Annotated in this window: 23 protein-coding genes; 7 read left to right on the top strand and 16 right to left on the bottom strand. The window is 44.9% G+C overall.

The window, feature by feature from the left end; all coding sequences use genetic code 11:
* Positions 1-82 precede the first annotated feature (82 nt).
* The 9 genes from ACHBIE_RS05815 to ACHBIE_RS05775 form a co-directional block, all read right to left on the bottom strand.
* On the bottom strand, positions 83-958 hold the full coding sequence (locus tag ACHBIE_RS05815) for a F0F1 ATP synthase subunit gamma (RefSeq protein ID WP_105111678.1): 876 nt from the start codon (positions 956-958) through the stop codon (positions 83-85).
* 11 nt (positions 959-969) lie between these two features.
* Positions 970-2,475: a F0F1 ATP synthase subunit alpha gene (gene atpA, locus ACHBIE_RS05810; protein WP_394719020.1), complete on the bottom strand. Its 1,506-nt coding sequence runs from the start codon at positions 2,473-2,475 to the stop codon at positions 970-972.
* A 21-nt stretch (positions 2,476-2,496) separates the two neighbouring features.
* Positions 2,497-3,030, bottom strand: coding sequence for a F0F1 ATP synthase subunit delta (locus ACHBIE_RS05805; RefSeq protein ID WP_105111676.1), 534 nt, complete (start codon positions 3,028-3,030; stop codon positions 2,497-2,499).
* Positions 3,031-3,537, bottom strand: a complete 507-nt coding sequence (atpF, locus tag ACHBIE_RS05800; RefSeq protein WP_172021336.1) for a F0F1 ATP synthase subunit B — start codon at positions 3,535-3,537, stop codon at positions 3,031-3,033. It abuts the gene before it with no gap.
* Positions 3,538-3,555: 18 nt separating this feature from the next.
* Positions 3,556-4,272 (bottom strand): F0F1 ATP synthase subunit A, encoded by a 717-nt coding sequence (gene atpB, locus ACHBIE_RS05795; protein ID WP_125265502.1) that lies wholly within the window; start codon positions 4,270-4,272, stop codon positions 3,556-3,558.
* Positions 4,273-4,308: 36 nt separating this feature from the next.
* Positions 4,309-4,509 (bottom strand): F0F1 ATP synthase subunit C, encoded by a 201-nt coding sequence (locus ACHBIE_RS05790; RefSeq protein WP_105109681.1) that lies wholly within the window; start codon positions 4,507-4,509, stop codon positions 4,309-4,311.
* 137 nt (positions 4,510-4,646) lie between these two features.
* On the bottom strand, positions 4,647-5,690 hold the full coding sequence (locus tag ACHBIE_RS05785) for a diacylglycerol kinase family lipid kinase (RefSeq protein WP_105111673.1): 1,044 nt from the start codon (positions 5,688-5,690) through the stop codon (positions 4,647-4,649).
* A 7-nt stretch (positions 5,691-5,697) separates the two neighbouring features.
* Positions 5,698-7,656, bottom strand: coding sequence for an NAD-dependent DNA ligase LigA (gene ligA / locus ACHBIE_RS05780; protein ID WP_394732933.1), 1,959 nt, complete (start codon positions 7,654-7,656; stop codon positions 5,698-5,700).
* Positions 7,657-7,729: 73 nt separating this feature from the next.
* Entirely contained in the window at positions 7,730-7,885 is a 156-nt protein-coding gene (locus tag ACHBIE_RS05775) for a hypothetical protein (RefSeq protein ID WP_172009132.1), read from the bottom strand.
* 110 nt (positions 7,886-7,995) lie between these two features.
* Here ACHBIE_RS05775 and ACHBIE_RS05770 point away from each other — a divergent pair, with 110 nt between their 5' ends.
* From ACHBIE_RS05770 to ACHBIE_RS05750, 5 genes are all read left to right on the top strand, one after another.
* Positions 7,996-8,388 carry a hypothetical protein gene (locus tag ACHBIE_RS05770; protein WP_394732931.1) on the top strand — a complete coding sequence of 131 codons (393 nt, stop codon included), beginning with the start codon at positions 7,996-7,998 and terminating at the stop codon, positions 8,386-8,388.
* 193 nt (positions 8,389-8,581) lie between these two features.
* Positions 8,582-8,716, top strand: coding sequence for an SPJ_0845 family protein (locus tag ACHBIE_RS05765; RefSeq protein ID WP_394732930.1), 135 nt, complete (start codon positions 8,582-8,584; stop codon positions 8,714-8,716).
* A 57-nt stretch (positions 8,717-8,773) separates the two neighbouring features.
* On the top strand, positions 8,774-10,258 hold the full coding sequence (zwf, locus tag ACHBIE_RS05760; protein ID WP_394732929.1) for a glucose-6-phosphate dehydrogenase: 1,485 nt from the start codon (positions 8,774-8,776) through the stop codon (positions 10,256-10,258).
* Between the two features lie 42 nt (positions 10,259-10,300).
* Positions 10,301-10,978 carry a DNA alkylation repair protein gene (locus tag ACHBIE_RS05755; RefSeq protein ID WP_394732928.1) on the top strand — a complete coding sequence of 226 codons (678 nt, stop codon included), beginning with the start codon at positions 10,301-10,303 and terminating at the stop codon, positions 10,976-10,978.
* Position 10,979: 1 nt separating this feature from the next.
* A complete protein-coding gene (locus ACHBIE_RS05750; protein WP_394732927.1) occupies positions 10,980-11,537 on the top strand; it encodes a GNAT family N-acetyltransferase in 558 nt (185 codons plus the stop codon).
* 28 nt (positions 11,538-11,565) lie between these two features.
* Here ACHBIE_RS05750 and ftsY read toward each other — a convergent pair whose 3' ends face one another.
* Genes ftsY through rnc form a run of 5 tightly spaced genes read right to left on the bottom strand, consistent with a single transcriptional unit; the run spans position 11,566 to position 18,672 of the window.
* Positions 11,566-12,840 (bottom strand): signal recognition particle-docking protein FtsY, encoded by a 1,275-nt coding sequence (gene ftsY, locus ACHBIE_RS05745; protein WP_394732926.1) that lies wholly within the window; start codon positions 12,838-12,840, stop codon positions 11,566-11,568.
* A 1-nt stretch (position 12,841) separates the two neighbouring features.
* Positions 12,842-13,654 (bottom strand): Cof-type HAD-IIB family hydrolase, encoded by an 813-nt coding sequence (locus ACHBIE_RS05740; RefSeq protein ID WP_394732925.1) that lies wholly within the window; start codon positions 13,652-13,654, stop codon positions 12,842-12,844.
* The gene (locus tag ACHBIE_RS05735) at positions 13,644-14,453 is read right to left on the bottom strand and encodes a Cof-type HAD-IIB family hydrolase (RefSeq protein ID WP_394732924.1); all 810 of its coding nucleotides are present in this window, start codon (positions 14,451-14,453) and stop codon (positions 13,644-13,646) included. Before ACHBIE_RS05735 ends, ACHBIE_RS05740 begins: the two co-directional genes overlap by 11 nt.
* Entirely contained in the window at positions 14,450-17,983 is a 3,534-nt protein-coding gene (gene smc, locus ACHBIE_RS05730; RefSeq protein WP_394732923.1) for a chromosome segregation protein SMC, read from the bottom strand. Before smc ends, ACHBIE_RS05735 begins: the two co-directional genes overlap by 4 nt.
* Before the next feature lie 2 nt (positions 17,984-17,985).
* Positions 17,986-18,672 (bottom strand): ribonuclease III, encoded by a 687-nt coding sequence (rnc, locus tag ACHBIE_RS05725; protein WP_012028264.1) that lies wholly within the window; start codon positions 18,670-18,672, stop codon positions 17,986-17,988.
* A gap of 189 nt (positions 18,673-18,861) precedes the next feature.
* On the opposite strand from rnc, the gene ACHBIE_RS05720 reads away from it, so the two are divergent.
* Positions 18,862-19,851, top strand: a complete 990-nt coding sequence (locus ACHBIE_RS05720; RefSeq protein ID WP_105122194.1) for an acyltransferase family protein — start codon at positions 18,862-18,864, stop codon at positions 19,849-19,851.
* A 135-nt stretch (positions 19,852-19,986) separates the two neighbouring features.
* Here ACHBIE_RS05720 and ACHBIE_RS05715 read toward each other — a convergent pair whose 3' ends face one another.
* Together ACHBIE_RS05715 and ACHBIE_RS05710 are read right to left on the bottom strand one after the other, a co-directional pair.
* The gene (locus tag ACHBIE_RS05715; protein ID WP_394732921.1) at positions 19,987-21,027 is read right to left on the bottom strand and encodes an ArsR/SmtB family transcription factor; all 1,041 of its coding nucleotides are present in this window, start codon (positions 21,025-21,027) and stop codon (positions 19,987-19,989) included.
* Positions 21,002-22,297 carry an MFS transporter gene (locus ACHBIE_RS05710; protein ID WP_394732920.1) on the bottom strand — a complete coding sequence of 432 codons (1,296 nt, stop codon included), beginning with the start codon at positions 22,295-22,297 and terminating at the stop codon, positions 21,002-21,004. The genes ACHBIE_RS05715 and ACHBIE_RS05710 overlap by 26 nt, the downstream gene beginning before the upstream one ends.
* A 269-nt stretch (positions 22,298-22,566) precedes the next feature.
* Between ACHBIE_RS05710 and ACHBIE_RS05705 the strand changes: the two genes are divergently transcribed.
* The gene (locus ACHBIE_RS05705; RefSeq protein WP_105144409.1) at positions 22,567-24,054 is read left to right on the top strand and encodes a DUF1846 domain-containing protein; all 1,488 of its coding nucleotides are present in this window, start codon (positions 22,567-22,569) and stop codon (positions 24,052-24,054) included.
* Positions 24,055-24,161 lie beyond the last annotated feature (107 nt).

The following is a 24,161-nucleotide window of genomic DNA, read 5'->3' as shown; positions in this document are numbered from 1 at the left end:
TATTCTTTACCCAAATCAATCAAACTCAAACTAGGTTCCTATCTAGTCGTCTACTGAAATTTGATTTGTCCGAGTAAAACTACTAAAGGGCTGATGCGCCTGCTACAATCTCTGTAATTTCTTGCGTGATTGCAGCCTGACGAGCCCTGTTGTATTGAATGGTCAAATCATTGATGACATTTTTTGCATTATCTGTCGCAGTTTGCATGGCTGTCATACCAGCCGCATTCTCAGCCGTCTTAGCATCCAAAATAGCACCATAAATGGTTGATTCTGCATACTGGGTCAGGAGCTGTTCCAAAATCACTTCACGATTTGGCTCTAATTCAAAGGTAGCTGTGTAACCATCTGTTTCATGATAATCCAAATCTTCTACTGGCAACATCTGCTGCACACGAACCTGACTAGTCAAGCTATTGACATGGTGGTTGTAACAAACATACAATTCATCAAACAGTTCATTTTTGTACATTTCAACAGACTTGGAAATGATTTTTTGAACTTCTTCAAAACTAGGATTATCAGCAATTCCCCGCAATTCAAAGACAGGATTGATGCCACGCGCACGGAAAAAATCCGCACCCATACTGCCGATAGCAATAATGGCATACTCATCCGGTGAGTCATGGTCTTGGTCAATCATGCCCATAACAGCCTTCAGGATACTAGAATTATAAGATCCTTTGAGGCCGCTATCGGATGTAATGACGATATAGCCTGATTTTTGAATCGGACGGCGGAGCAACATAGGGTGGCTAGTATCAGATGCAACCAATTCACCATGCAACAAGTCCGTTGTAATCTGACGAACCTTGCTAGCGTAAATCTGGAAGGATTGGGCTAGTTGCTCTGACTTAGCTAATTTTGAGGCCGAAACCATCTGCATGGCACCTGTGATTTGACTGGTTTTCTTAGTTGATGTAATTTTTGACTTGATTTCATTGAGAGAACCTGCCATATTTCACTCCTTTACTTAAAGACAGACTGGTCTTTGAAGGCTTGAATGGCCGCATTCAACTCATCTGTATCTGGAAGATCCTTGGTTGACCGAATAACTTCCAAGAGGTTATCGTAATGCAAATCAAAATAAGCATACAATTCTTCTTCAAAGGTCAAAATATCATCAATCGGCACTGAATCCAAATAACCATTAGTCAAGGCGTACAAAATCAAGACTTGTTTTTCAACAGGTAATGGTTTGTGCAATGGTTGTTTGAGAACCTCGACTGTACGACGACCACGGTTGAGTTTAGCCTGCGTAGCCGCATCCAAATCTGAACCAAATTGCGTAAAGGCCTCTAATTCACGGTAAGAAGCAAGGTCGATACGGAGAGTACCAGCCACCTTCTTCATCGCCTTGATTTGAGCCGAACCGCCGACACGCGATACAGAAGAACCTGCATCAATGGCCGGACGAATACCTGAGTTGAACAAGTCATCCTTGAGGAAAATTTGTCCGTCGGTAATAGAAATCACGTTGGTTGCGATATAGGCTGAAATGTCTCCCGCCTGTGTCTCGATAAATGGCAGAGCTGTAATCGAGCCTCCACCCAACTCATCAGATACCTTAGCCGAGCGCTCTAGTAAGCGACTGTGCAAGTAGAATACATCCCCTGGATAGGCCTCACGACCTGGAGGACGACGGAGCAAGAGAGACAATTCACGGTAGGCTACCGCTTGTTTTGACAAATCATCATAGACAATCAAAACGTGCTTGCCTTCGTACATAAATTCTTCCGCCATAGCAACACCTGCATAAGGGGCCAAGAACAAGAGCGGAGAAGGTTGCGATGCAGAGGCTGTTACAACAATTGTGTAGTCCAAAGCACCGTACTGACGAAGGGTTTCTACCTGTGTACGAACCGTTGATTCCTTCTGACCAATGGCCACGTAGATACAAACCATATCTTGGCCTTTTTGGTTGAGAATGGCGTCAATGGCTACAGACGTTTTACCCGTCTGGCGGTCACCGATAATCAACTCCCGCTGGCCACGACCGATTGGTACCAAGGCATCAATGGCTTTCAAACCTGTTTGCAAAGGCTCTGTAACAGATTTACGTTGCATAACACCGGGAGCTGGGTATTCAACTGGACGTGTCTTTGTCGTACGGATTTCTCCTAAGCCATCAACTGGTTGACCGAGCGGATTGATAACCCGACCAATCAAGCCTGAACCAACTGGTACTTCCATGATTTTACCAGTCCGACGGACCACTGAGCCTTCACGGATGTCTGTAAAATCTCCGAGAATGATGATACCAACGTCATTGGTCTCCAAGTTTTGAGCCATACCAATAGTATCGTTTTCAAAAATCAGAAGCTCGCCACTCATGGCATTATCTAGACCCTGAGCACGAGCAATTCCGTCACCGATATAGGTCACTACACCTGTCTCAGTATAGTCAAAATCAGGCTGAAAGCCCTCTATTTGTTGTTTTAGTAAAGCGCTAATTTCTTGTGCATTAATCACCAAAAGAACACCACTTTCTATTTTCTAAAGTTTTTTCTTAACGTCATTCAACTGACTGCGTACACTGGCATCAATGACCTTGTGGTTGACCGTCACAATAAAGCCCCCCATCAAAGTCCTATTCAGCTCTTCAACAATACTACGAACACGAAGAGAAAAACGTGTTTCTATCAGTCGACGAAGACGCTCTTTTTGTTCTTCTGTCAGCGGATAAACTGAAACCACATGGGCCTCAAATTCATTTTTAAACTTACTAATTTGTAGCTGAGCACGTTCCAGTGTTTCCAAGAGCAAATCAGCATGCCCATCTCGAATCACATCTTCGATAAGGTCATTGATTTGCCAAAAACTGGACTGACGCACAGTCCGAACGAATTCAGCCTTCTCTTCTTTAGAAACAGTCGCTGACAACAAGAGACGATTGAGCTTACTATCATGAATAATGGAAATCAAGGCTGAAATTTGGTCATACATTTCCCAAATCTCTTCATGATCACTAACTTTTTCAGCAAATGATAGAGCATACTTTTGCACCAGGGCATTTTCTCTAGCGTTCATCTACTTGTCTCCTAGTTTATCCAAATAACGATCAATCAATTGACTATGGGCCTGCTGGTCCAAATCTTCCAAGATAATCTTTCCAGCCAAATCAACTGCCAACTCCGCTACCTGTACATGCAGGTTTTCTTGAGCTTCGCGTCTTTCTGCCTCGATTTCAAGCTGAGCCTTTTGTTTCAAACCTTGAATTTCAACATCAGCTTGTTCCAACATGCGCTTCTTCTCTAATTTTGCACGTTCAACAGCATCTTGAATGATTTTTTGACCTTCGATACGGCCTTGAACCAACTCATCTTCTCTCTGTTGTACAAGGTTAGAAGCCTGCGTTAATTTTTCTTCCGCACTATCAATATCATTGGCAATCTTAGCAGCACGTTCTTCAAAAATTCCAGTAATCTTGTCCCACGCAAATAGGCGAATTAAGACGAGCAGAACAGCAAAAGATGCTGTTACCAGAATAAAGTTCCCCAAAACTGTACTTGATTGCATTGCAATAAGTGTTACCATCTTTTCATATTCCCTTTCTTACTCTGCCACACTACTAATTTTCTTGTTCAAATACATAGACACCAGCATGACAAATACATAGGATTGCAAGCAGGAGATGAACACAGAAAAAGCAGTCCAAATGACGTTTAAGCCAAATGCGATAGGATAAACGAAGGCGCCTTTTTGAGATAATTGCAAGAGGAGAGAAACCAATACTTCCCCCGCATAGATATTCCCATATAAACGGAGTGCAAGAGAAGCCAGATTAGTCACTTCTTCCAAAATATTCATTGGAGTCATGGCCCATGGCGTTACAAATGCTTTCAAATACTCCTTAAATCCGCGACGACGAATACCTTCGACATGACAAAATACCGTTGCAACGGTAGCAAGACCAAAGTCGTAGGCCATATTGGCTGTTGGAGAGGTCCATAGATTCTGTCCTTGAGCGGTTTCAATCTTTGTCATCAAACCAAGGTTATTGGCAACCAAAAGAAATGTGAAGGCTGTAAAGAAGAAAAGTGCATAGCGTTTTGCATTTTCATCACCCAAATTTCCCTTAGTAAAATTGATAACTAGTTCATACACGTACTCCAAAACATTCTGTTTTCCTTTTGGCTTCAGTTCCATTCGACGACTGGCCCAAAAAACAAGTAAGAAAATAACGGAAATGGTTATAATAGAAACCAATACCATGGTCAGGTCAAAGGTTATGGGACCAAGGGTAAGGGTTGGACTTAAATGTTCTTCCAATGGAGGTTCCCCCCTTTTCTATTTCTCTATTTTCTACTATTTCAAGACAAACATCATAGCCAAGGTTACGAAGAACGTTCCCTCGATAAAGGCAACACCCAAGAATACACCAGCCATTAACTTGCTTTGCATTTCTGGTTGACGTGCAGTCGAACTAAGGTAAGAAGCTACCAACAGTCCCTCACCAATACTTACACCAAGACAGGCTAAACCTAAAGCCAATGCGCCTAAATTCATAACGAATTCTCCTTTTAAAATTTTAATACCATGTAAGGATACTCCTAAAACATCTATTTGTCAAGAAAATACCGTCATTGGAAGCGTTTAATTCGCTTTAATTAATCAAAAAGAAAAGACACTTTTGTCCTTTCTTCCTATTTAATTGACACTTCAAAATGATTTGTTTCCTCAATAAATCGCTGTGCCATTTTTTCACGATTGATTTGTTCAGTATCCAGGGTAATAGCATGGTCTGAAACCAAGTCCGTATCCGCAAAGAATTCGATATGATTGGCCAGATTGTATAAATGGACCGGAGCATCTCCACCAAACTCTCCATCTAGGTTGAGCAAGAGGCGACTGGAATTGTCCAAGTGCTTGATAGATAAGCTCCTGGTCTTGATATACTCGACCAAATTGCTATCTACATGCTTGCCACCGTCCAAGACCTGACGAATCAGATGTAGAATTTCAAAGAGATTGCCTGTTTTCACCATGAGTAAGGTAAAATTGCCGTCATCCAGCTTGGCATCCGGTACAATTTGCTCAAAGCCTCCGATAGAATTGGTCAGGGCCACAAAAATCATGGAGACAGACCCTTCAAAAATCCCCTTGTCATGTTGGACACGCACCGGTGTAAACTGGACCTGCGGCAATAGCTCTGCCCCCTTGACCACATAGGCCAGGTAGCCAAACATGGTCTTGAGCTGGCTAGGCACACTGTAAGTCAATTCAGTCAAGGTGCCCAGGGCAGCAATATTGATAAAGTAATGCTCCTGGGAATAGCCGTTCTTCACGTTCTTAGCCAGACCAATATCCATTAAAATGGTCTGATTTTTTCCAATCAACTTGGCTGCCTCAACTGGATTCCCCCGTGGAACCTTTAGGGCACGGGCATAGTCATTGGTCGTTCCCGTTGGAATAATCGCCATACGAGGTCGTTTTTCAAGCGGAGCAATGCCATTGACTACTTCGTTAATAGTGCCGTCACCACCAGCAGCAATGACCAAGTCAAATCCAGCCAGGGCTGCCCGTCTAGCCTCGTTTTTAGCTGAATCTTTTTCTGGAGTAGTCTGAAAGGCAGAGGTTTCATAACCAAATCCTTCCAAAACATTCAGCACTTCTGCTACATTTTTCTTCATGATTTCTTGTCCCGAGGTCGGGTTATAAATCAATCTTGCACGTTTTTGTTCTTCCATGATTTCCTTAGAGGCTCTCTAACCAGACCTCGTCTCTTATTTCAATTCCTAATTCTTGGGCCTTGGCCAACTTACTTCCAGCATCTGCGCCAGCGACGACTAGATTGGTTCTCTTGGAAACAGAGCCAGCTACATTAGCACCCAAAGCCTCCAGTTTGGCCTTTGCCTCACTGCGTTTCATCCGCACCAACTTACCTGTCAAGACAACCGTCATGCCAGATAAAGCTGCATCCGTCGCTACTTGTTGACCTAAATAGGCTAGATTGACACCGGCTTCTTTCAGTTCGCTCAGCAATTTCTGCGCACCTTCGCTAGAGAAATAAGTTACCAGCGATTGGGCGATGACCTGTCCCAAACCTTCTAGGCCAGAAATAGTTTCTAAGTCAGCCTGTGCCAGATTTTCCAAATCACCCAAGGCCGTCAGCAAAATCTTACTAGCCTTGCTACCAACGTGGCGAATACCCAAGCCGAACAGCAAGCGCTCCGCTGAATTGTCTTTCGATGCCTGAATAGCCTGATAGAGTTTTTCAGCTGATTTTTCCTTGAAACCTTCCAAGGTCAGCAAATCTTCAACTGTCAGCTTGTAGATGTCTGCCACATCATGGACCAGACCAGACTGGTAGAGTTTTTCTACAATCGAAGTCCCCAAGCCGGCAATATTCATGGCATCTCGGCTGGCAAAATGCTCTAGCTTGCTCATGAGCTGGCTTGGGCAAAGGGGATTGATACAGCGTAGGGCCACCTCGTCCTCATAATGCTGCAGGTCACCTGAACAGCTTGGACAAGCAGTTGGTATTGGCATCGGTTCTTGGTCATTTCGGTATTTGTCCACGACTTTGAGGACAGCTGGAATGATGTCACCAGCCTTGTAGACGATAACCGTATCGCCGATTCTGATATCTTTTTCAGCAATATAGTCGACATTGTGGAGTGTGGCGCGGCTAACAGTGGTTCCTGCCAATTGAACTGGGCTGAGGTTGGCTGTCGGTGTTACCACACCAGTCCGGCCGACTGTCCAGTCGACAGACAGGATTTCCGCCTCTTTTTCCTCTGCTGGGAACTTATAAGCCACCGCCCATCGGGGCGCTTTGACAGTGAAGCCCAATTCTTCCTGGACAGCTAGGTCATTAACTTTGATAACAATACCGTCTATCTCATAGGGCAAACTGTCTCGCTGCTCTGCCATTTTTTCAATAAAAGCCCAAATAGCGTCCATATCAGCCGCCAACTGATAGTTGTGGTTGGTCACAAAGCCAAGTCTGTCCAGCTTGTTAAGGACCTCCGACTGGCTGGTCGCCTCTGTCGGGCTGGCCTCCTGGTAGAGGAAGGTCGCGAGTCCACGCTGGGCAACGACACCTGTATCCAGCTGGCGGAGAGTTCCTGCAGCAGCATTGCGAGGATTGGCAAACTCAGCCTCACCAGCCTCCTGCCTCTGGGCATTGACCCGTTCAAAGGAAGTTTTAGGCATGTAGCACTCTCCCCGAACAGTCATGTCGATAGGCTCTGCCAGGGTCAGCGGAATATCCGCCACACGCTTGAGGTTTTCCGTGATATTTTCACCGACACTGCCGTCTCCACGGGTAGCACCGACCACCAGCTGGCCAGCCTCGTAGGTCAGGGAAATGGATAGACCATCAATTTTCAACTCACAAATATAGCTGGCACCTGGAAATTCCTTGCGGACACGCTGGTCAAAGGCGTCCAACTCCTCACGAGAAAAGGCATCCTGCAAGCTAAAAAGGGGATAAACGTGGCTGTATTTTTCAAAACCGTCCAAGATTTTTCCGCCGACACGGTGGGTCGGACTGTCTGGCAAAACCAGTTCTGGGTGGGAACTTTCTAATTCCACCAATTCACGATAAAGCTTGTCATATTCAGCATCGGACACGCTTGGTTTGTCAAGTTGATAATATTCTTTGGCATACTGATTGAGTAGGCCCACTAATTCTGTCATTCTTGTCTTCATAAGACCTATTATACCATGAACTAGGATTTACATTGTAGAAAAAAGGCCGATTTAAACCGACCTCAAGTACTATTTATATCCCTCTGCTTTCGACAAAGTCTTTGAACAATTTTACCGCCTCAACAGTTCTGTGATCCATGAATAAACTGGTGTCAGTGTCCATTTCCTGAATGGATGCTATGTCGTCTTCTGTCAAGGCAAAATCGAAAATGGCGAAGTTTTCTGCCATGCGTTCTTTTTTGACATACTTGCAGTTTGAGGCAATTCCTCTTTGAAATAGCCATCGAAGAATGACCTAAGCAACTGATTTTTGATATTTTTGACCAGTCCCTCTCTAACTTGCCTACTCTGCCGTTTTCCAGAGAGGAGCTAGCCATAGCTGTACCAAAAGGCCATGAACTAGCCAAGCGGTCAGCTGTAACTTTCGTAGAGATAAACGGCTACAATTTCCTGCTCAAGACCAATCTGGGCTTTTGGAGACAACTTTGCTATGACAAGATGCCCCAGTCTAAATTTTTAGTCCAGGAAAATGACTTTGCCTTTCAGGAGCTTGTCGCCAATTCTTCCCTACCCCACTTCACGACCAACCTGGTGAAGACCGATAAGGAACGGGTGGTCATTCCTCTTACTGACGACGAGGCGGGCGTCACCTACCACATTTATTGCCGAAATACAGACCTTTACCAGTCATTAAAGCAAGCTCTGAATCAGGATGACTTTTCATTATTTTGATATTTTTTGGTAAAAAAAGTATAATGAGGACAAAGTCATTCAGTTTGCTTTTAGTATTTGCTTCAATAGTCCTGTGAGCTGAGCAAGGTTTGAAATAAGACTTGCGACAGCATGTATTATTCACAGAATACGGCAAGATGACTTAACGACGCAAAAGAAGATAAAATGAGCGACAAAAAGATGGAGGTGCCGTATGGCCATAACATACAAACGACAAGATGATTTGGATAAGATGCTGGAAGAATTTGCATCCTTTGATCAGCTGGAAAAAGTCGAATTTCCAGAGCCAGAAATTGATTCCAAAGAAGAAAATAATAAGAAAAAGTGAATTTTCTGACAATTTATGCTATAATGTACTTTATACTGAACAGATTGGAAATTGTCTATGTCATCACACGTATTATTTACTATTTTTGGTGCAAGTGGCGACCTCGCCAAACGCAAACTCTATCCATCACTTTTCCGCCTCTACAAGGCTGGACACTTGGCTGAAAATTTCGCCGTTATCGGAACTGCTCGCCGTCCTTGGACCAAGGAATATTTTGAATCGATTGTCATCGAATCCTTGGAAGATTTACCAGATACACCACGTCAAGCTCACGAATTTGCCAACCATTTCTACTATCAAAGCCATGATGTCAACGATACGGAGCATTATGTAGCTCTTCGAAAATTACAAGATGACTTGCGTGAAAAGTACGATACCCAACACAACAAGGTCTTCTTCTTATCCATGGCCCCTGAATTCTTCGGAACCATTGCCAAACACCTCAAGTCTGAGAAAATCGTTGACGGACAAGGTTTTGAGCGTTTGATTATCGAAAAACCTTTTGGAACAAGCCTTGCAACTGCAAGCAAACTCAATGATGAATTGGCTGCTGCCTTCGAGGAAGACCAAATCTACCGTATCGACCACTATCTAGGCAAGGAAATGGTGCAAAATATCTTTGCCGTGCGCTTTGCCAATATTATTTTTGAGCATGTATGGAACCGCCGATATATTGACAATGTGCAGATTACTTTTGCAGAATCTATCGGCGTTGAAGACCGTGGGGGCTACTACGACCATTCAGGTGCCTTGAAAGATATGGTTCAAAACCATGTTCTTCAAGTTCTTTCCTTGCTAGCAATGGACAAGCCCGCTAGTTTTAAGGAACAAGACGTTCGTGCTGAGAAAATCAAGGTTTTCCAGAACTTGCGTCAGCAAACGGACGAAGAACTCAAACGCAACTTCATTCGCGGACAATATGCTGCGGGTAGCATCGACGGTAAGGACTACATTTCTTATCTCGACGAGCCAAATATTGCTGAAAACTCGCAAACTGAAACCTTTGCAGGCGGTGTGTTCTTTGTTGATACAGACCGTTTCCGCGACGTGCCATTCTTCTTCCGCACAGGGAAGCGCCTGACTGAAAAAGGCACCCGTGTGACCATTACCTTCAAACATACGGAAGATATTTTCGGCGAGCCATCTGAGGCCAATGTATTGACCATCTACATCCAGCCGACCGAAGGATTTGCCTTGACCATCAATGGTAAGGAAGTTGGCTCAAGCTTTGCGCTTACACCTGCCAAACTCAATTTCCGCCACAATGCGACAGCACTTGGCAATTCGCCAGAGGCCTACGAAAAACTCTTCTTTGATGTCTTGAATGGCGATTCGACCAACTTCAGCCACTGGAAAGAAGTCAAGGCCAGCTGGACTTTGATTGACCGTGTGGTCGAACTTTGGAAAACCAACCAAGTCCCCCTTCACACCTACCCTGCCGGTTCTATGGGACCTGATGCCGCTTTCGACTTGCTCGACAGCTACAGCAGAAAATGGGTTTGGACACCGGATGTTTGGTATCGTGAGCGTGGTTTGTTGTAAGATAAGAAAAACTGGAGCAATCCAGTTTTTTTAGGAGATATTATGAACACAATCATTCAAGAAATTTTAGAAAAGTTAGAAGACGCTAGTCACGCTGGGACCCTCAAGCGCTATGCTAAAACTCAGGAAATCCAGCCCTATTACGGCGTTCCGATGGGAGCCATTTCTGGTATTGCCAAGAATTACAAAAATCAGCTCGAACTCTTTACTCCCCTCTGGCAGACAAAGGTTTTGGAAGCCCAATATTTAGCCATTCAGATTGCCAAGACTAAGCCAAATCAATTGGAAACAGCAGAGCTTGAAACCTGTTTGGATGCAGCTGTTTCTGTCAATGTACTGGATAAATTGGCCTCTATTATCTTGAGCAAACGGAAAGACAGCGAGGTATGGGAAGAATTATTGTTGAACAAGGAAGAGCCTGTTTTTCAACGTCTAGGCTGGTTTTTACGGGCCAAATATTTTGCAAGTAAGTCGGCTGAAAAAGCTGAAATCGAAGGAACATTGGAGTATATCAAATTGCATTTGCAAACTGCACCTGAGCTTGTCCAATGGACCATGAATCAATGTTTGGTGGACATTGCTGTGACCTACCCAGATTACTTGGAGCAGGGCTTGGCGATTGGTAAGGAACTGGCGGTTTACGCTGATATGAAGGTGCCAAAGGGCTGTACTTCTGCCTATGCACCCGACTGGATTGAGGCATTATTAAGGAGAAAATAAAATGCAACATAAAGGAACTCAAGTATTAGAAACCCAACGCCTAGTCTTACGCCCTTTTCAAGCAAGCGATGTTGAGCCTGTTTTCCAAAACTGGACTTCAGATGAAAAGGTTACCACCTATCTGACCTGGCCAACTCATCAGACACTCCAAGATACTGAAGACTATGTCCAGTTCTGTCTTCAATCCTATTCACAAGAAAAAGCGTACAGGTGGGTAATTGAGCTCAAAGAAAATCAGCAACCCATTGGAGATATTTCCGTTGTCAGCCTTGATGAAAGAGTCCAAGCTGCTGAATTGGGCTGGGTGTTAGGCAGTAAATGGTGGGGACAAAATTATATGCCCGAAGCGCTTGAAGCTGTTAATCACTATTTATTGGAGGAAGTGGGCTGTTTACGGATTACGGCTGTTCACGATAGTGAAAATCGTCCTTCTGGTCGCGTCATGGAAAAAGTCGGCATGACCTACGAAGGTACTCTCCGACAAGCCGCTCGAAACAATCGTGGTCTTGTGGATATTGCCATTTACTCCCTACTGCATACAGATAAGAAAAGTCGCTAGTTTTTCAACTAACGACTTTTTTTCAATATTACACCAATCCCTCTAAAAGTCCACGCATGAACTCTTCGGATTTAAATTCTCCAATGTCATCGATTTTCTCACCGAAACCTATCAGTTTAACAGGAATATCCAACTCCTGACGAATAGCCAGAACGACGCCACCTTTTGCAGTACCGTCTAGCTTGGTCAAAACAAGACCTGTCAATGGAGTAATTTTCGCAAATTCCTTGGCTTGACTAAGGGCGTTTTGTCCTGTCGAGGCATCTAGCGCTAAGAGGGTTTCATGCGGTGCATCAGGCAGAGTCCGCTTGATGATGCGACCGATTTTTTCCAGCTCTGCCATGAGGTTTTCTTTATTTTGCAAGCGACCTGCTGTGTCAATCATGAGAATATCCACGCCTTCTGCCACGGCACGTTTTACCCCATCAAAGACCACGCTGGCTGGGTCTGACTTTTCAGGACCAGTGACCACTGGCACATCGACACGACGACCCCACTCGACCAGCTGGGCTACCGCACCTGCACGGAAGGTGTCCGCCGCAACCAGCATAACCTTCTTACCAGCTTGCTTGTACTTGTAGGCTAACTTACCGATAGACGTCGTCTTCCCAACACCGTTGACACCGACAAAGAGCATGACAGTCAAATCATCTTGGAAGTTGATCTGCTCGCTGAACTCGCCATCTTTTTCGTAGATATCCACTAACTTTTCGATGATCACACGACGGAGTTCCTCGGTCTTTTTGGCCTTCTGTAGCTTGGCCTCATATCGAAGCTCCTCTGTCAGTGTAGAGGCAACTTGCACCCCTACGTCTGACAAAATCAGCATTTCTTCTAACTCTTCGAAAAATTCTTCGTCTACTAAACGGAAATTGGCAAAGAATTCATTGAGCCTTGCCCCAAAGCCTGTGCGGGTCTTTTTCAAAGTCCGCTGATACTTGTCCTGCTCGCTCTCCTGCTCTACTGGAGCAACTTCCTCAACAGGCTCTTCTTTGGCCTTGGTTTGAATAGCTGGGTCAAGCCCCAACTCCTGTGCTTCTTTGACACGGGCCGCAGCAGCCTCCTTGGCAGCATAATACTGGGCCATTATATCCAAAGTCCGTTGTTTTTGAGCTTCTTGCTCTGCTGTGAGGTCTGCATTCTCCTCAGGCTCCTCTGCAACGGCAGTTTCTTGAGCAACTGATTCAGTTTCAGATACTTCTGTATCTTCACTAGAATCTAACTGTTCCGTCTCCACTTCCTCAACAGGAGAGACTTGCTCTTCTAGTTTTTCTTTTCCAAATAATCGATCAAATAATCCCATACTAATCCTCGTTTAATACATAATGTTCGATTGCCCAGGCAATCCCATCCTCATCGTTGGTTTTTGGCAGAACAAGCTTGGCTGCCGACTTGATTTCATCAGTTCCGTTGGCCATGGCAACACCCAAACCTGCCCATGCGATCATAGACAAGTCATTACCTTCATCACCACAGGCCATGACTTCTGACTGGTCAATGCCCAGATGCCCAATCAATTTTGCTAACCCATTAGCCTTGTGAACGCCTTTGGGGCTCCATTCTAAGAGAATATCCCGCGATTTGAAAATCTCGAATCGCTCATACAATTCCGCAGGGATTTTCGGAATCTGTTCATCCAAGAAATCCGCCGCCACTGCTGAAACCGCCTTGTTGTAGGTCAAATCAGTTGGCAAGTCCGCATCGGTCGTTTCAATCTTATTGAGCAAGGGATTGGCAGTCAGATAGAGAGATTCATTGGCTGCCGGAAGAGAATAGACATCCCCACCATAGAGAACATCCAAAGGCAGGTCCAACTGATTTGTCACCTGACGAATGGCACGAACATCGTCGATGCTAAAGCCTGTTTTATCCAAAATGCGGCCTGTATTTTCCTGTACCAAACCACCGTTGAAGGTAATGGAGTACTGACCTTCGCCCAGCAAATCCAACTCCTCCAAAAACGTTCCTATGGCTTGCAGGGGGCGCCCTGTTGTCAGAACGACGTACACACCCTTGTCACGCGCTGCTCGCAGGGCTTTTTTATTTACCTCTGAAATCCTCTTATCAGACGTCAACAAGGTTCCGTCTAAATCGAGTGCAACTAACTTAATTGCCATATACTACCTCCTCCAAATAGGTCAAAACTGCATCGTCATTGCAGTGACCGATAATCTTATCTGCGACTGCCTTGACTTCAGGGCGAGCATTCTCCGTCGCAATGGCCAGGCCAGCAAATTCCAGCATTTCCAGGTCATTTTGATTGTCCCCGAAAGCTGTTACATCCTCTGCCGTCAATCTAAGATGCTGACAAAGATGACCGAGACCGACCGCCTTATGCACACCTGATAGGATAATGTCAATAGAGGTAAATCCTGTCGTTACCGCTGAAAGATTGCCAAAATGCTGGTTGATCCAATCCTGGGCCTGCTGGCGTTTTTCCTCCGCAACATAGACGTTGAGCTTGATGACCTCCTCCGTCACCTGTTCAAAAGAAGCTATCAGACGAATATCTTGATAATAGCCCGACAAATCACGCAAAAGATCGTCCTCAACAGCTTCCAGCATATAAGAACCCGACAAACTAGACAGGGTGACATGGTGAGCTTCCACAATGCCACTGGCCACCAGCTCCTCAATCAGCCTCAAATAAACCGATTTCGGAATGGGATTGTCCATAAAAATCAGCTCATCCTGATAGGACACAACCGCCCCATTTTCCGCCACAAAGGCAATACGATGTTCAAATCCTGTAAAAACTTGCTTCAAGCTGGGGTAGGACCGACCGCTGGCAGCCACAAAAAGATAATCCCTATCCTCAAAAACATCCAACAGCCGGCCAAACCGCTCCTTATCAAAGCCATGGTCCTCTCGCAAAAAAGTCCCATCCATATCACTGGCAAATACTTTCTTTATCATAGTTTCTCCACATCTTTCAATTTGACAGACACAATCTTGGACACGCCCGACTCCTGCATGGTCACACCATACATGGCATCTGCCGCCGCCATGGTCCCCTTACGGTGGGTCACGACGATAAACTGGCTCTCCTTATCAAAACGATTGAGATAATCCCCGAAACGCTTGACATTGGCCTCATCCAAAGCCGCCTCCACCTCGTCCAGAATAACAAACGGGATGGTCTTGACACGGATAATGGAAAATAGCAGAGCGAGAGCCGAGAGGGCCTTTTCGCCACCAGACATAAGGTTGAGTGACTGGATTTTCTTCCCCGGAGGCTGGACAGAAATTTCCACCCCCGCAGTCAAAATATCATTGTCCGTCAGTATCAAATCCGCAGAACCTCCGCCAAACATCTGTCTGAAAGTCTGCTTGAAACTACCGCGAATGGCCTCAAAGGTAGCCTTAAAGCGTTCCTTGACCTCGTCATCCATCTCATGAATGGTCTCCAGCAGTAAATCACGCGCCGACAAAATATCTGCCCGTTGCTCATTAAGGAAAATCAAGCGATTGTTGACTTCATCGTACTGCTCAATAGCATCCAGATTGATAGGTCCTAGCGCTCGAATAGCTCGTTCCAAATCCTTGAGCGCCTGCTCAGCCAGTGGCAAATCCTCAACAAGTCTTGCCTGAGACTGGGCCGCCTCAAAGGTCAGTTTGAATTGCTCGGTCAGATTGGTCAATAAATGACGCAGTCTGTCACCGACCTGCTCCACATCGGCCTCCAACTTGGCCTGCTTGCGAATGAGGTCGTCATTCTTGGTACGCGCCTGTTGCAAATGCCCTTCCAAATCCTCAAATTGCCCCTCAATATCTTCTAATTCAAACTTGAGGCGGATGAGAATCTGATTGGTATCAGTCTGCTTGGTCGTCGCGGCCTGCAATTGTTCCACCAGAACATCCAGACTGGTATCTTCCAGGGCAACCAATTTTTGGTCAATGACATCCTGCAACATCAGGATTTCCTTTTCAATCGCCACTTGTTCGTCCTGCAAACGGCGGAGATCCGTCTGTTCAAAGCGCAGTTGACTGGTCCATTCCGTCTGTTCCAAGGTCAACTGACCCTTCTGATTGCGCAGGCGCTCCAAACTTTCTTGGATGCTGTCGCGATCGTCCCGCACCTGTTGGATTTGCTCTTCTAATTGTGCTTTTTTCTGGTTTAAACTATCAACCAGTGTAATTTCCTTGTCCGCCTGCTCTTGCAATTCTGAGAGGATTTCTGGACTGACTTGGCTGATTTGCAAGTCATAGCGCGCTCTTACCTGACCCAAGTGTTGCTCGGCTTGTTCCAGATGGATCTGAGCAGATTGTTGGGCCAGACGCGCCTCCTCACCTTGAGATTTAATTTCTTCAAGTGTAGATCTTGTCTGGTCCAAATCTTCTTTTCGGCTGGCAACAAGGCTTTCCTGCTCCTTCTGCTTACGAGACAGCTCTGCTATTTCGCCCACAAGGGCATCCAATTCCGGCTTGATAAAGGTCGTATTGTTGTTGCGGTTGCTACCCCCGGCAAAGGCACCACCGGGACGGATTTCAGAACCATCCATAGTGACTATCCGCACCTGAAACTTTGTCGCTCGCGCCGCTTGATTGGCTTGATCAATGGTCTCAAAAATGGCAATGGTGCCCAGTAGATTTTGGAAAATATTTTCCAAATGTGCTTGGTAGGTCACCAAATCACTGGCCATGCCCAAAAAACCGGGTGTCGCCTGCAAAATTGCCAGCTGCTGATTCGCCAAACTACGAGGTTTAATGGTCGTCAAGGGCAGGAAGGTCGCCCGACCCTGACGCTTGTCTTTCAGATAAGCGATTGCCCGCTTGGCAGTCGACTCATCCGCTACAATGACGTTCTGGCCGGCACCACCCAAGGCGATTTCCAGTGCCATCTGATAGCGTGTATCAAAGGTCAATTGCTCGCTGACCGCACCAATAATGCCACCGATAGTCGGTGCTGCCTGCAAGACCGCCTTGACACCTGCATAAAAGTTTGAATGATTTTTTAAAATGGCCTCTAAACTTGACTGGCGCGCCTGCTTAGACTTAATCGCATCCAAGAGGTCGAACATAGCCGACTGTTGCTCCTTGTAAGCTTGCTCCGCTTGGCTCACCTGCATTTCTGCCTGACGGTAATCGGTCAAGAGGTCTCGCAAATGCTGTTCGGTCTCGGCTAATCTGGTCTGACCGGCTGCCTGCTCTTTCTCTGCTGTCTCTTTTTCAGCCTGCAAGCGGGTCAATTCCTCCGACTTGCTTTCTGATAGGCTGATTTGATTGGCAATGTCCTGCTGCAATTTAGTCAAGTGGTTGGACGCCTCCGCCTCCGCCTGCATAAGGGCTACATATTGCTCCCGCAGATGGTCCAAGACTTGGTCTGGATCTTCTGAAAAATAAGAAATTTCCTTGTCCACGACCGCAATCTCTGCCTTTAAGGCAGACAATTTTTCTTCCAACTCTATCATGGCCGCGGTCTTTTTCGCCACTTCTTCTCTTACCGTAGCCAATTTGTCCTGCATGCTTTGCAGGCGGACTTCTGCCTCTTGGCGACTGGTTTCATTCTGGCTGGACTCCAACTTATGGACTTCGATTTTTCGTTCCAAGTCACTGATTAACTTGGTCAAGTCCAAGAGGACAGCCTGTTCCCGCTCCATTTGCTGGGTCAAAGCATGACGATGTGATTTCAGGTGCTGATTTTCCTCTTCCAGCTGGTCACGCTGTTGGTAATAGGTGGTCAAATCCGCCTTGACCTGATCCAATTCTGCTTCCTTAGCTGTTAATCTTTCCTTGCTCCCTTTGAGCTGGGCCACCAAGACATCCAAATAGAGCTCCTTGCGCTCTGCATCCAATTCCAAAAATTTCTTGGCCGTCTGCGCTTGTTTTTCCAAAGGCTTGACCTGATTGTCCAACTCATAGATAATATCGTCCAAACGATCCAAATTTCCCTGAGCCTGGGCTAACTTGCTCTCGGTTTCTTTCTTTCTGGTCTTGTACTTGAGGACACCAGCCGCCTCCTCAAAAATAGCTCTGCGTTCTTCCGGCTTGGAATTAAAAATCGCCTCAACCCGACCTTGGGAAATAATAGAAAATGAATCCCGTCCCAGACCAGTATCCATGAAAAGGTCATGCACATCCCGCAGGCGAACTTTTTTCCCGTCAATCAGATACTCGCTGTCGCCCGACCGATAAATCTGGCGCTCCACCTTGATTTCTTTTTCCTTCCCAGCAATAAAGCCAGAAGAATTATCCAGTGTCACCGTCACCGATGCGTAATTGAGCGGCTTCCGATTTTCCGTCCCTGCAAAGATGACATCCGGCATCTTGCCACCGCGTAGGCTTTTAGCAGACGACTCTCCCAAGGCCCAACGTAGACTTTCTGTAATATTAGACTTGCCAGAACCATTCGGCCCTACAACAGCAGTCACTCCACGATCAAAGACTACCTTAGTCTTATCCGCAAAGGACTTAAAGCCCTGCATTTCAATCGATTTAAGATACATACCTATCCTCTAGCCTCCACAGCATTTTTGGCGGCGGCTTGTTCAGCTAATTTCTTAGAGCGACCACGACCACGACCAATCACACGCTGATCAGCAGATACCTCCACTTCAAAGGTCTTATCATGGGCAGGTCCAGACTCAGCTATTACTTGATACGAAATAGCAATCTCACCATTGACCTGCAAAATTTCCTGCAAAGCAGTCTTATAGTCGGTCACGCGCTCAAAATTCCCTTTTTCTAAACGAGGAATCATGACCTTATGGATAAATTCCTCCACGGTCTTTTCCCCTTTGTCCAATAGCAGAGCTCCTAAGAACGCCTCGAAAGCATCTCCTAAAATAGTATCGCGATTTCGCCCTCCAGACTTCTCTTCCCCCTTACCAAGACGAAGAAACCGATCAAAACCACAAGCACGTGAAAAACCAGCTAAAGACTCCTCACGTACAAAGGTCGAACGCAACTTGGACATCTCACCTTCGGGTCTATCAGGATATTTTTGATAGAGATATTTGGAAATCATCAACTGGAGAACAGCGTCTCCTAAAAATTCCAAGCGCTCATTATGTGAAATTTTTAGAAGGCGATGCTCATTGGCATAAGAAGTATGGGTAAAAGCCGTTTCTAATAAATTCAAATCCGAAAAATCAATCCCAAAATCAGCCAATAATTTTGCATGTAAATCTTTCATCTATATGCTCCTTTCTAACTTAAACGAAATAGATGGTTTACATTTACTCCGTCCTAACATTATACCATATTTTCCACTGGACTTCTCTTGTCAACTAAGTTTCAGCCAGCACCTCTCCACATCTTTTTGCAAACATTTACATATTCATCAGATTTCGATAAAATGGAAGAAAAAAAGAAAAACGTTAGTATGCAAAATAAGACGAAACCACTCAATACATCACTGCTCTCCCTCATCCAGTTCATCGGAGCCATTCTCGTTATCGCCCTCCATTGCCGCAGGTTATTTGAAGCAGACCAGCTCCACTTCATCCAAAAATCAATCTTTAGTCGCATGGTCGTTCCCTACTTCATGGTCACAGCCAGCTTCTTCCTCCGACGCAACTACCCCAGCCTCTCCAAACAATACCTCATCCGCTACAGCAAACAATACTTGACCTGGTCCGCCCTCTACCTGCCCTTCTACCTCATCTACCTAACACTCCAAGAAATCCCCTTCCCCTACTATCCCCTCGCACTCCTAGTCGGACTGACCTACACCGGCACCAGCTACCAACTCTGGTACATGCCCGCCTTCCTGCTAGGTCTTGTCCTCGTCCACTATTCTTTAAGGAAATGGAGCTGGCGCATCACAGCTTGTCTAGCCTGCCTTCTCTATCTTCTAGGCTCAGTCGAAACCTACTCCTCCTACCTGGCAGAATCGATTTTCCTGACCGCATTTGACAGCTACAAAACCTTCTTTTTCACCAGCCGCAACGGCCTCTTCTACGCACCGATTTTTGTCCTGACAGGCTTTTATCTAGCCGACAAATTCAATCACCCCATTTTCCAATACCGACAAAAAAACAAACTACTTGTCTGCACAGCCCTTTTAGCCTTTGAAACCACTATCATCTATCTCAATCAGGGCTACGACAAGAACTTTCTATTTAGCCTGATTCCATTCACAGCCTATCTAGTCGCCTGGACCCTAACCACAGACCTCTTCCGCGAGAAAAAATTCCAATTTCTAAAAGAATACGCCAGCTATTATTATTTTATCCATGTTATCCCAGTCGAAATCAGCTTTTTCTTCCTAGAAACTAGTTCCCTGACCAAAATACATCAAGGTTGGTTAGTCTTCCTTATCACCATCATCACTTGCCAACTGCTCAGCTGGTTAATCATTAATACTCAATGAAAATCAAAAACAGACTAGGCGACGCAGATGCGGATAGAACTGAAGTTCTTCAAATCAAGTCAACAACGTCTGATTTCGATTTTCGAAGAGTATAAGCACAAAAGAACCTTGTAAGACTTAACTTACAAGGCTTTTTTACAAATCAAAATCCTCTTTCAACTTATCAATCACCTGTTGGAGTAAATCCCGATTGACACTGTATTTGACATCACTGTCCTTGGTATTAAAGAGGAGGAGGTCGCCGTTAATCAGCTTTTGGGTGTGGAAAGATACCGCTGCCCCTGTAATAGCCAGACGTTCTGCAATATCCTTGCTCTTGGCATGGGGCTTGGTCAACTCCACCAAGACCTGATAACGCGTGCTATCACTGATGACTTTAAGAGCCGTTGTCAAATCATCCAGATCCAGCTCGTCATTTGAGAGCATAATCTGGTCAATTCGACAGGAAGCTAAAAGAGCGACTTTCATATAGTCAAATTCTTCGTTGCCATAATAAGCAAACCAATAATTCCAAGGACTGAGAACGAAGAATTGGGCAGTTTCCACTCCTAAAGTATCCAAGCCAGTCATGGACAACTGTTTGGAGTCTCGATAAAGTTTTTCAATGTCAAATTCCTGAGCAAATTCTTCCCGCTCCGCTCTTGCCTGCTCAAAATAGGGTTGATAGATTGGAAGCATCTTATCCAAGAGATGGACAGACCGCTCAACAGTTTCTAGTGGATTGCGGATTGCCAGCGACCAGTACCATTTATCAGCTGGTTTTTTGCCCGTATTCTCCAAGAGTTCCATGAGGCTGAGGTCCTTCTCGCGATGACCTTCATTTTCTGATGCCAACATGGTCCGCATAGTCTCTTCTACTTCTTCTTGAGACAGCTTTAAAATCAACTGACAAGCTTCCTCGACTGTCTTTGGATCCTGCCCATCATTCAAGAGATAGAAATAAAGACTATGCAAAATGTTAAAGATATGACCCCAAACAAAGACCTCGTTGACTTCCTGACGAAAATCTGCCAACTTTTCTTCCATCTCATCACGAATATCCAAGGCATCTTTGAGAATGTCTCTTTCTTTCTGTGACAAATCCGCCTCAATCGGTTCCTCACGTTCCGTGACAATTAAAGGAATAAAGAACTTTTCAACAATCTCGCTTCTATAATCTCGGTAATCTAATTTCATATTGCTTCTTTCTAAACTTGAACGAACTCTTTTTTGGTTTAATAACAGTATAGCCCAAGAGTCCCACAGAAAGCAAGAGGAAGATAAGGGAGATGCTTGTGACAGACAAAAGTGTCACCATCAGAGCTACCAAGGCTTGACCTGCAAGCATCCCAATATTAAATATGGTCCCCATTCCTGCATTGATAGTCGCCAATTTATCCTCTGGTAGTTCATTCATTATCAAGGCATACAATTTTGGATTGATAATACCAGCCGTCATGGTATTGAGTAAAATAACGGCCATTACAATGTAAATATTATGAAGATAGAAACCAATAAATAGGAGAACCGACAAACCTGTACAAAATTTGAGCAGGTTGGATAAGCTGACATGTTTGAAGAAAGCCATGCCTAAACTAGAGCCAAGGATGTAGCCGACAGAAAAGAGATTAAAGACCAAGGCAAGAGTTATGCCAGAATTGACAATCATGAAGTCTGAAAACTCCTTCATAGCCAGGATAACCAAGGGAGGTACGGCACTGCCAACCGTATTGATACCCGCAATGGTCAGAATAGAAGTCTTTAGTACAGGGATGTTTTGAATGGCTTGATAAGATTCTTTGAGGCTCTGACCGATTCCTTTGATAAGTCCTGCTTCTGTTTCGGTTTGTTCAACTTCTTGGATAGGATTTTCTTTCAACAACTTGGCAAAAGCTGGACGCAAACCTACCAAAATCGCAAGGCTGACCAAGAAGGTTCCAGCATTGAAAAAGGCAAGATGCTGGTAAGACATATAACCGATGAGAATGGCACCGCTGGATCGAAAGACAATCATCAAGATGCCGCCCACGGTGTTCTTAAAAGCCATGGCTGTTTCACGGTCCTCTGCCGCTACAACCCGCAGGCTAAGTGGCATATAAAGACCATTTTCATATTGGCCAGCCAAGTCAGACAGGAAATTCACCATACAAACGACTGCTACAATCCAGAGTGCTGGTGTAAATCCCATTAGGAAGCCAACAAGTGCATATAAACCGAAACGGACAACTAAGGTTGCTAGAATGGTATCCAATTTGTTTTTTGTCCGATCAGCCCAGATTCCCATAAAAAGTCCCGACAAGATTGGCAGAGTTTCAGAAACCGTAATCATAGCCAGAGCAAACTTGGTATCTGGTAGAAACAGGACATAGTTCATCAGAGCTAGATAGTAAAGCGTGTCTCCAAAGTTGGAAATAACATCTGCCAGATAGCTTGATAAGAACAATTTATTGTTGAACAGCTTTTTCATAAACATCTCCTTAAATCAAAATTAAACACTTGTTTAATAATATTTTATACTTTATTTTAATAAAGTCAACACTTAATTTCATAAAAGTTAAAGTTTTTTTAAACACTTATTTAATTTCATTCTATCTGGCTTTTTCTTGACAAGATTAGCACAGTTTGTTATAGTATTGTTCGGGCACCTCTTTTGAGAGGTCGGAGAAAAGGCTCCCTAGTTTTAGGGAGCTATTTTTTGTTTTCCCAGAGATTAATACACATTTGGAGGACATATTTATGAAAAAAATCGCATTTGATTCAACTAAATACTTGAATTTGCAACGTGACCATATTTTAGAACGAATTGCTCAGTTTGAAGGCAAGCTCTATATGGAATTTGGTGGGAAAATGTTGGAAGATTTCCACGCAGCCCGTGTTTTGCCTGGCTATGAACCAGATAACAAAATCAAACTCCTCCAAGAGTTAAAAGACCAAGTAGAAATTGTCATCGCCATCAATGCCAGCAATATCGAGCATTCTAAGGCACGTGGTGACTTGGGTATTTCCTATGACCAAGAAGTCTTCCGCTTGATTGACACCTTCAATGATATTGATATTTATGTTGGTTCTGTGGTCATTACCCAGTACCGCAACCAACCAGCCGCAGACGCCTTCCGCAAACAGTTGGAAAAACATGGTATCAAGTCCTATCTCCACTACCCAATCAAGGGCTATCCTTCTGATATCGACCACATCATTTCTCCAGAGGGGATGGGCAAAAATGACTACATTGAAACCAGTCGCAATCTCGTCGTTGTCACCGCACCTGGACCTGGTTCAGGTAAATTGGCGACCTGTATCTCCCAACTTTACCACGACCAATTGCATGGAGTAACATCAGGCTATGCCAAGTTTGAAACCTTCCCAGTGTGGAACTTACCACTCCACCATCCCGTTAACTTGGCCTATGAAGCAGCAACTGCCGACCTGGACGACCTCAACATGATTGACCCCTTCCACCTGCAAACCTACGGCAAAACTGCGGTCAACTACAACCGTGATATCGAGGTCTTCCCTGTCCTCAACCGTACCTTTGAACGTATTTTGAACAAATCACCATACGCCTCACCGACAGACATGGGCGTTAACATGGTGGGCTATTCCATCGTGGACGAAGAGGCTGCGATCGAAGCATCCAAGCAAGAAATCATCCGTCGCTACTACCAAACCTTGGTTGATTTCAAGGCAGAGCGGGTTGGTGAGCAAGCAGTTAAAAAGATTGAACTCCTCATGAATGAAGTCGGTGTGACACCAGCAGATCGTAAGGTTGTTATCGCTGCGCGCGAAAAAGCAGAGCTGACAACTAGCCCTGCCCTAGCCATTCAGTTGCCAAATGGTGAGATGGTAACAGGTAAGACATCTGACCTCCTCAAGCCAACTGCAACTGTCCTTCTCAATGCCATCAAGCAAATTGCTAAAATCGATGACGAAACCCTTCTCATCGAACCAAACTACATCCGACCAATCCAAGAATTGAAGGCAGATTATCTGGATAAAACCAATACACGACTCGATGCAAGTGAGATTCTTAACGCCCTTGCCATCACTGCACAAGACAGCCCTGTCGCTACACAAGCAATGAAAGAATTGGGCCAATTAAATGGTAGCGAAGCCCACTCAACCGTTATCCTATCCGATGAAGACAAGAGTGTCCTTCGTAAATTAGGCATCAATCTAACCTTTGACCCTATCTACCAGCATAACAAGTTTTATCAGAAGAACTAAAGACAACAATAGACTTGCCAGAAGCAAGTCTCAGACTGAAGACAAACACTTAAGAGGCGTTTGTCTTTTTCTGTTTATTGGTCTGATAGTCGGTCTTTTTGCCAGAA

The organism is Streptococcus sp. A23 (assembly GCF_043674155.1).
Lineage (GTDB): Bacteria > Bacillota > Bacilli > Lactobacillales > Streptococcaceae > Streptococcus > Streptococcus suis_V.
Note: the sequence above shows the minus strand (reverse complement) of the source record. Positions and strands in the feature narration are given on the sequence as shown.

Excerpts from the sequence above, each read along its gene's own strand:
- ACHBIE_RS05710 (WP_394732920.1), bottom strand. The coding sequence starts at position 22,297 with ATGAAAAAGCTGTTCAACAATAAATTGTTCTTATCAAGCTATCTGGCA.
- ACHBIE_RS05735 (WP_394732924.1), bottom strand. The coding sequence starts at position 14,453 with ATGATAAAGAAAGTATTTGCCAGTGATATGGATGGGACTTTTTTGCGA.
- ACHBIE_RS05705 (WP_105144409.1), top strand. The coding sequence starts at position 22,567 with ATGAAAAAAATCGCATTTGATTCAACTAAATACTTGAATTTGCAACGT.
- ACHBIE_RS05755 (WP_394732928.1), top strand. The coding sequence starts at position 10,301 with ATGAACACAATCATTCAAGAAATTTTAGAAAAGTTAGAAGACGCTAGT.
- zwf (WP_394732929.1), top strand. The coding sequence starts at position 8,774 with ATGTCATCACACGTATTATTTACTATTTTTGGTGCAAGTGGCGACCTC.
- ACHBIE_RS05715 (WP_394732921.1), bottom strand. The coding sequence starts at position 21,027 with ATGAAATTAGATTACCGAGATTATAGAAGCGAGATTGTTGAAAAGTTC.
- ftsY (WP_394732926.1), bottom strand. The coding sequence starts at position 12,840 with ATGGGATTATTTGATCGATTATTTGGAAAAGAAAAACTAGAAGAGCAA.
- ACHBIE_RS05720 (WP_105122194.1), top strand. The coding sequence starts at position 18,862 with ATGCAAAATAAGACGAAACCACTCAATACATCACTGCTCTCCCTCATC.
- ACHBIE_RS05765 (WP_394732930.1), top strand. The coding sequence starts at position 8,582 with ATGGCCATAACATACAAACGACAAGATGATTTGGATAAGATGCTGGAA.
- ACHBIE_RS05785 (WP_105111673.1), bottom strand. The coding sequence starts at position 5,690 with ATGGAAGAACAAAAACGTGCAAGATTGATTTATAACCCGACCTCGGGA.
- rnc (WP_012028264.1), bottom strand. The coding sequence starts at position 18,672 with ATGAAAGATTTACATGCAAAATTATTGGCTGATTTTGGGATTGATTTT.
- smc (WP_394732923.1), bottom strand. The coding sequence starts at position 17,983 with ATGTATCTTAAATCGATTGAAATGCAGGGCTTTAAGTCCTTTGCGGAT.
- ACHBIE_RS05750 (WP_394732927.1), top strand. The coding sequence starts at position 10,980 with ATGCAACATAAAGGAACTCAAGTATTAGAAACCCAACGCCTAGTCTTA.
- ACHBIE_RS05740 (WP_394732925.1), bottom strand. The coding sequence starts at position 13,654 with ATGGCAATTAAGTTAGTTGCACTCGATTTAGACGGAACCTTGTTGACG.
- atpF (WP_172021336.1), bottom strand. The coding sequence starts at position 3,537 with ATGGTAACACTTATTGCAATGCAATCAAGTACAGTTTTGGGGAACTTT.
- ACHBIE_RS05775 (WP_172009132.1), bottom strand. The coding sequence starts at position 7,885 with ATGGCAGAAAACTTCGCCATTTTCGATTTTGCCTTGACAGAAGACGAC.
- ACHBIE_RS05790 (WP_105109681.1), bottom strand. The coding sequence starts at position 4,509 with ATGAATTTAGGCGCATTGGCTTTAGGTTTAGCCTGTCTTGGTGTAAGT.
- ACHBIE_RS05805 (WP_105111676.1), bottom strand. The coding sequence starts at position 3,030 with ATGAACGCTAGAGAAAATGCCCTGGTGCAAAAGTATGCTCTATCATTT.
- ACHBIE_RS05815 (WP_105111678.1), bottom strand. The coding sequence starts at position 958 with ATGGCAGGTTCTCTCAATGAAATCAAGTCAAAAATTACATCAACTAAG.
- ligA (WP_394732933.1), bottom strand. The coding sequence starts at position 7,656 with ATGAAGACAAGAATGACAGAATTAGTGGGCCTACTCAATCAGTATGCC.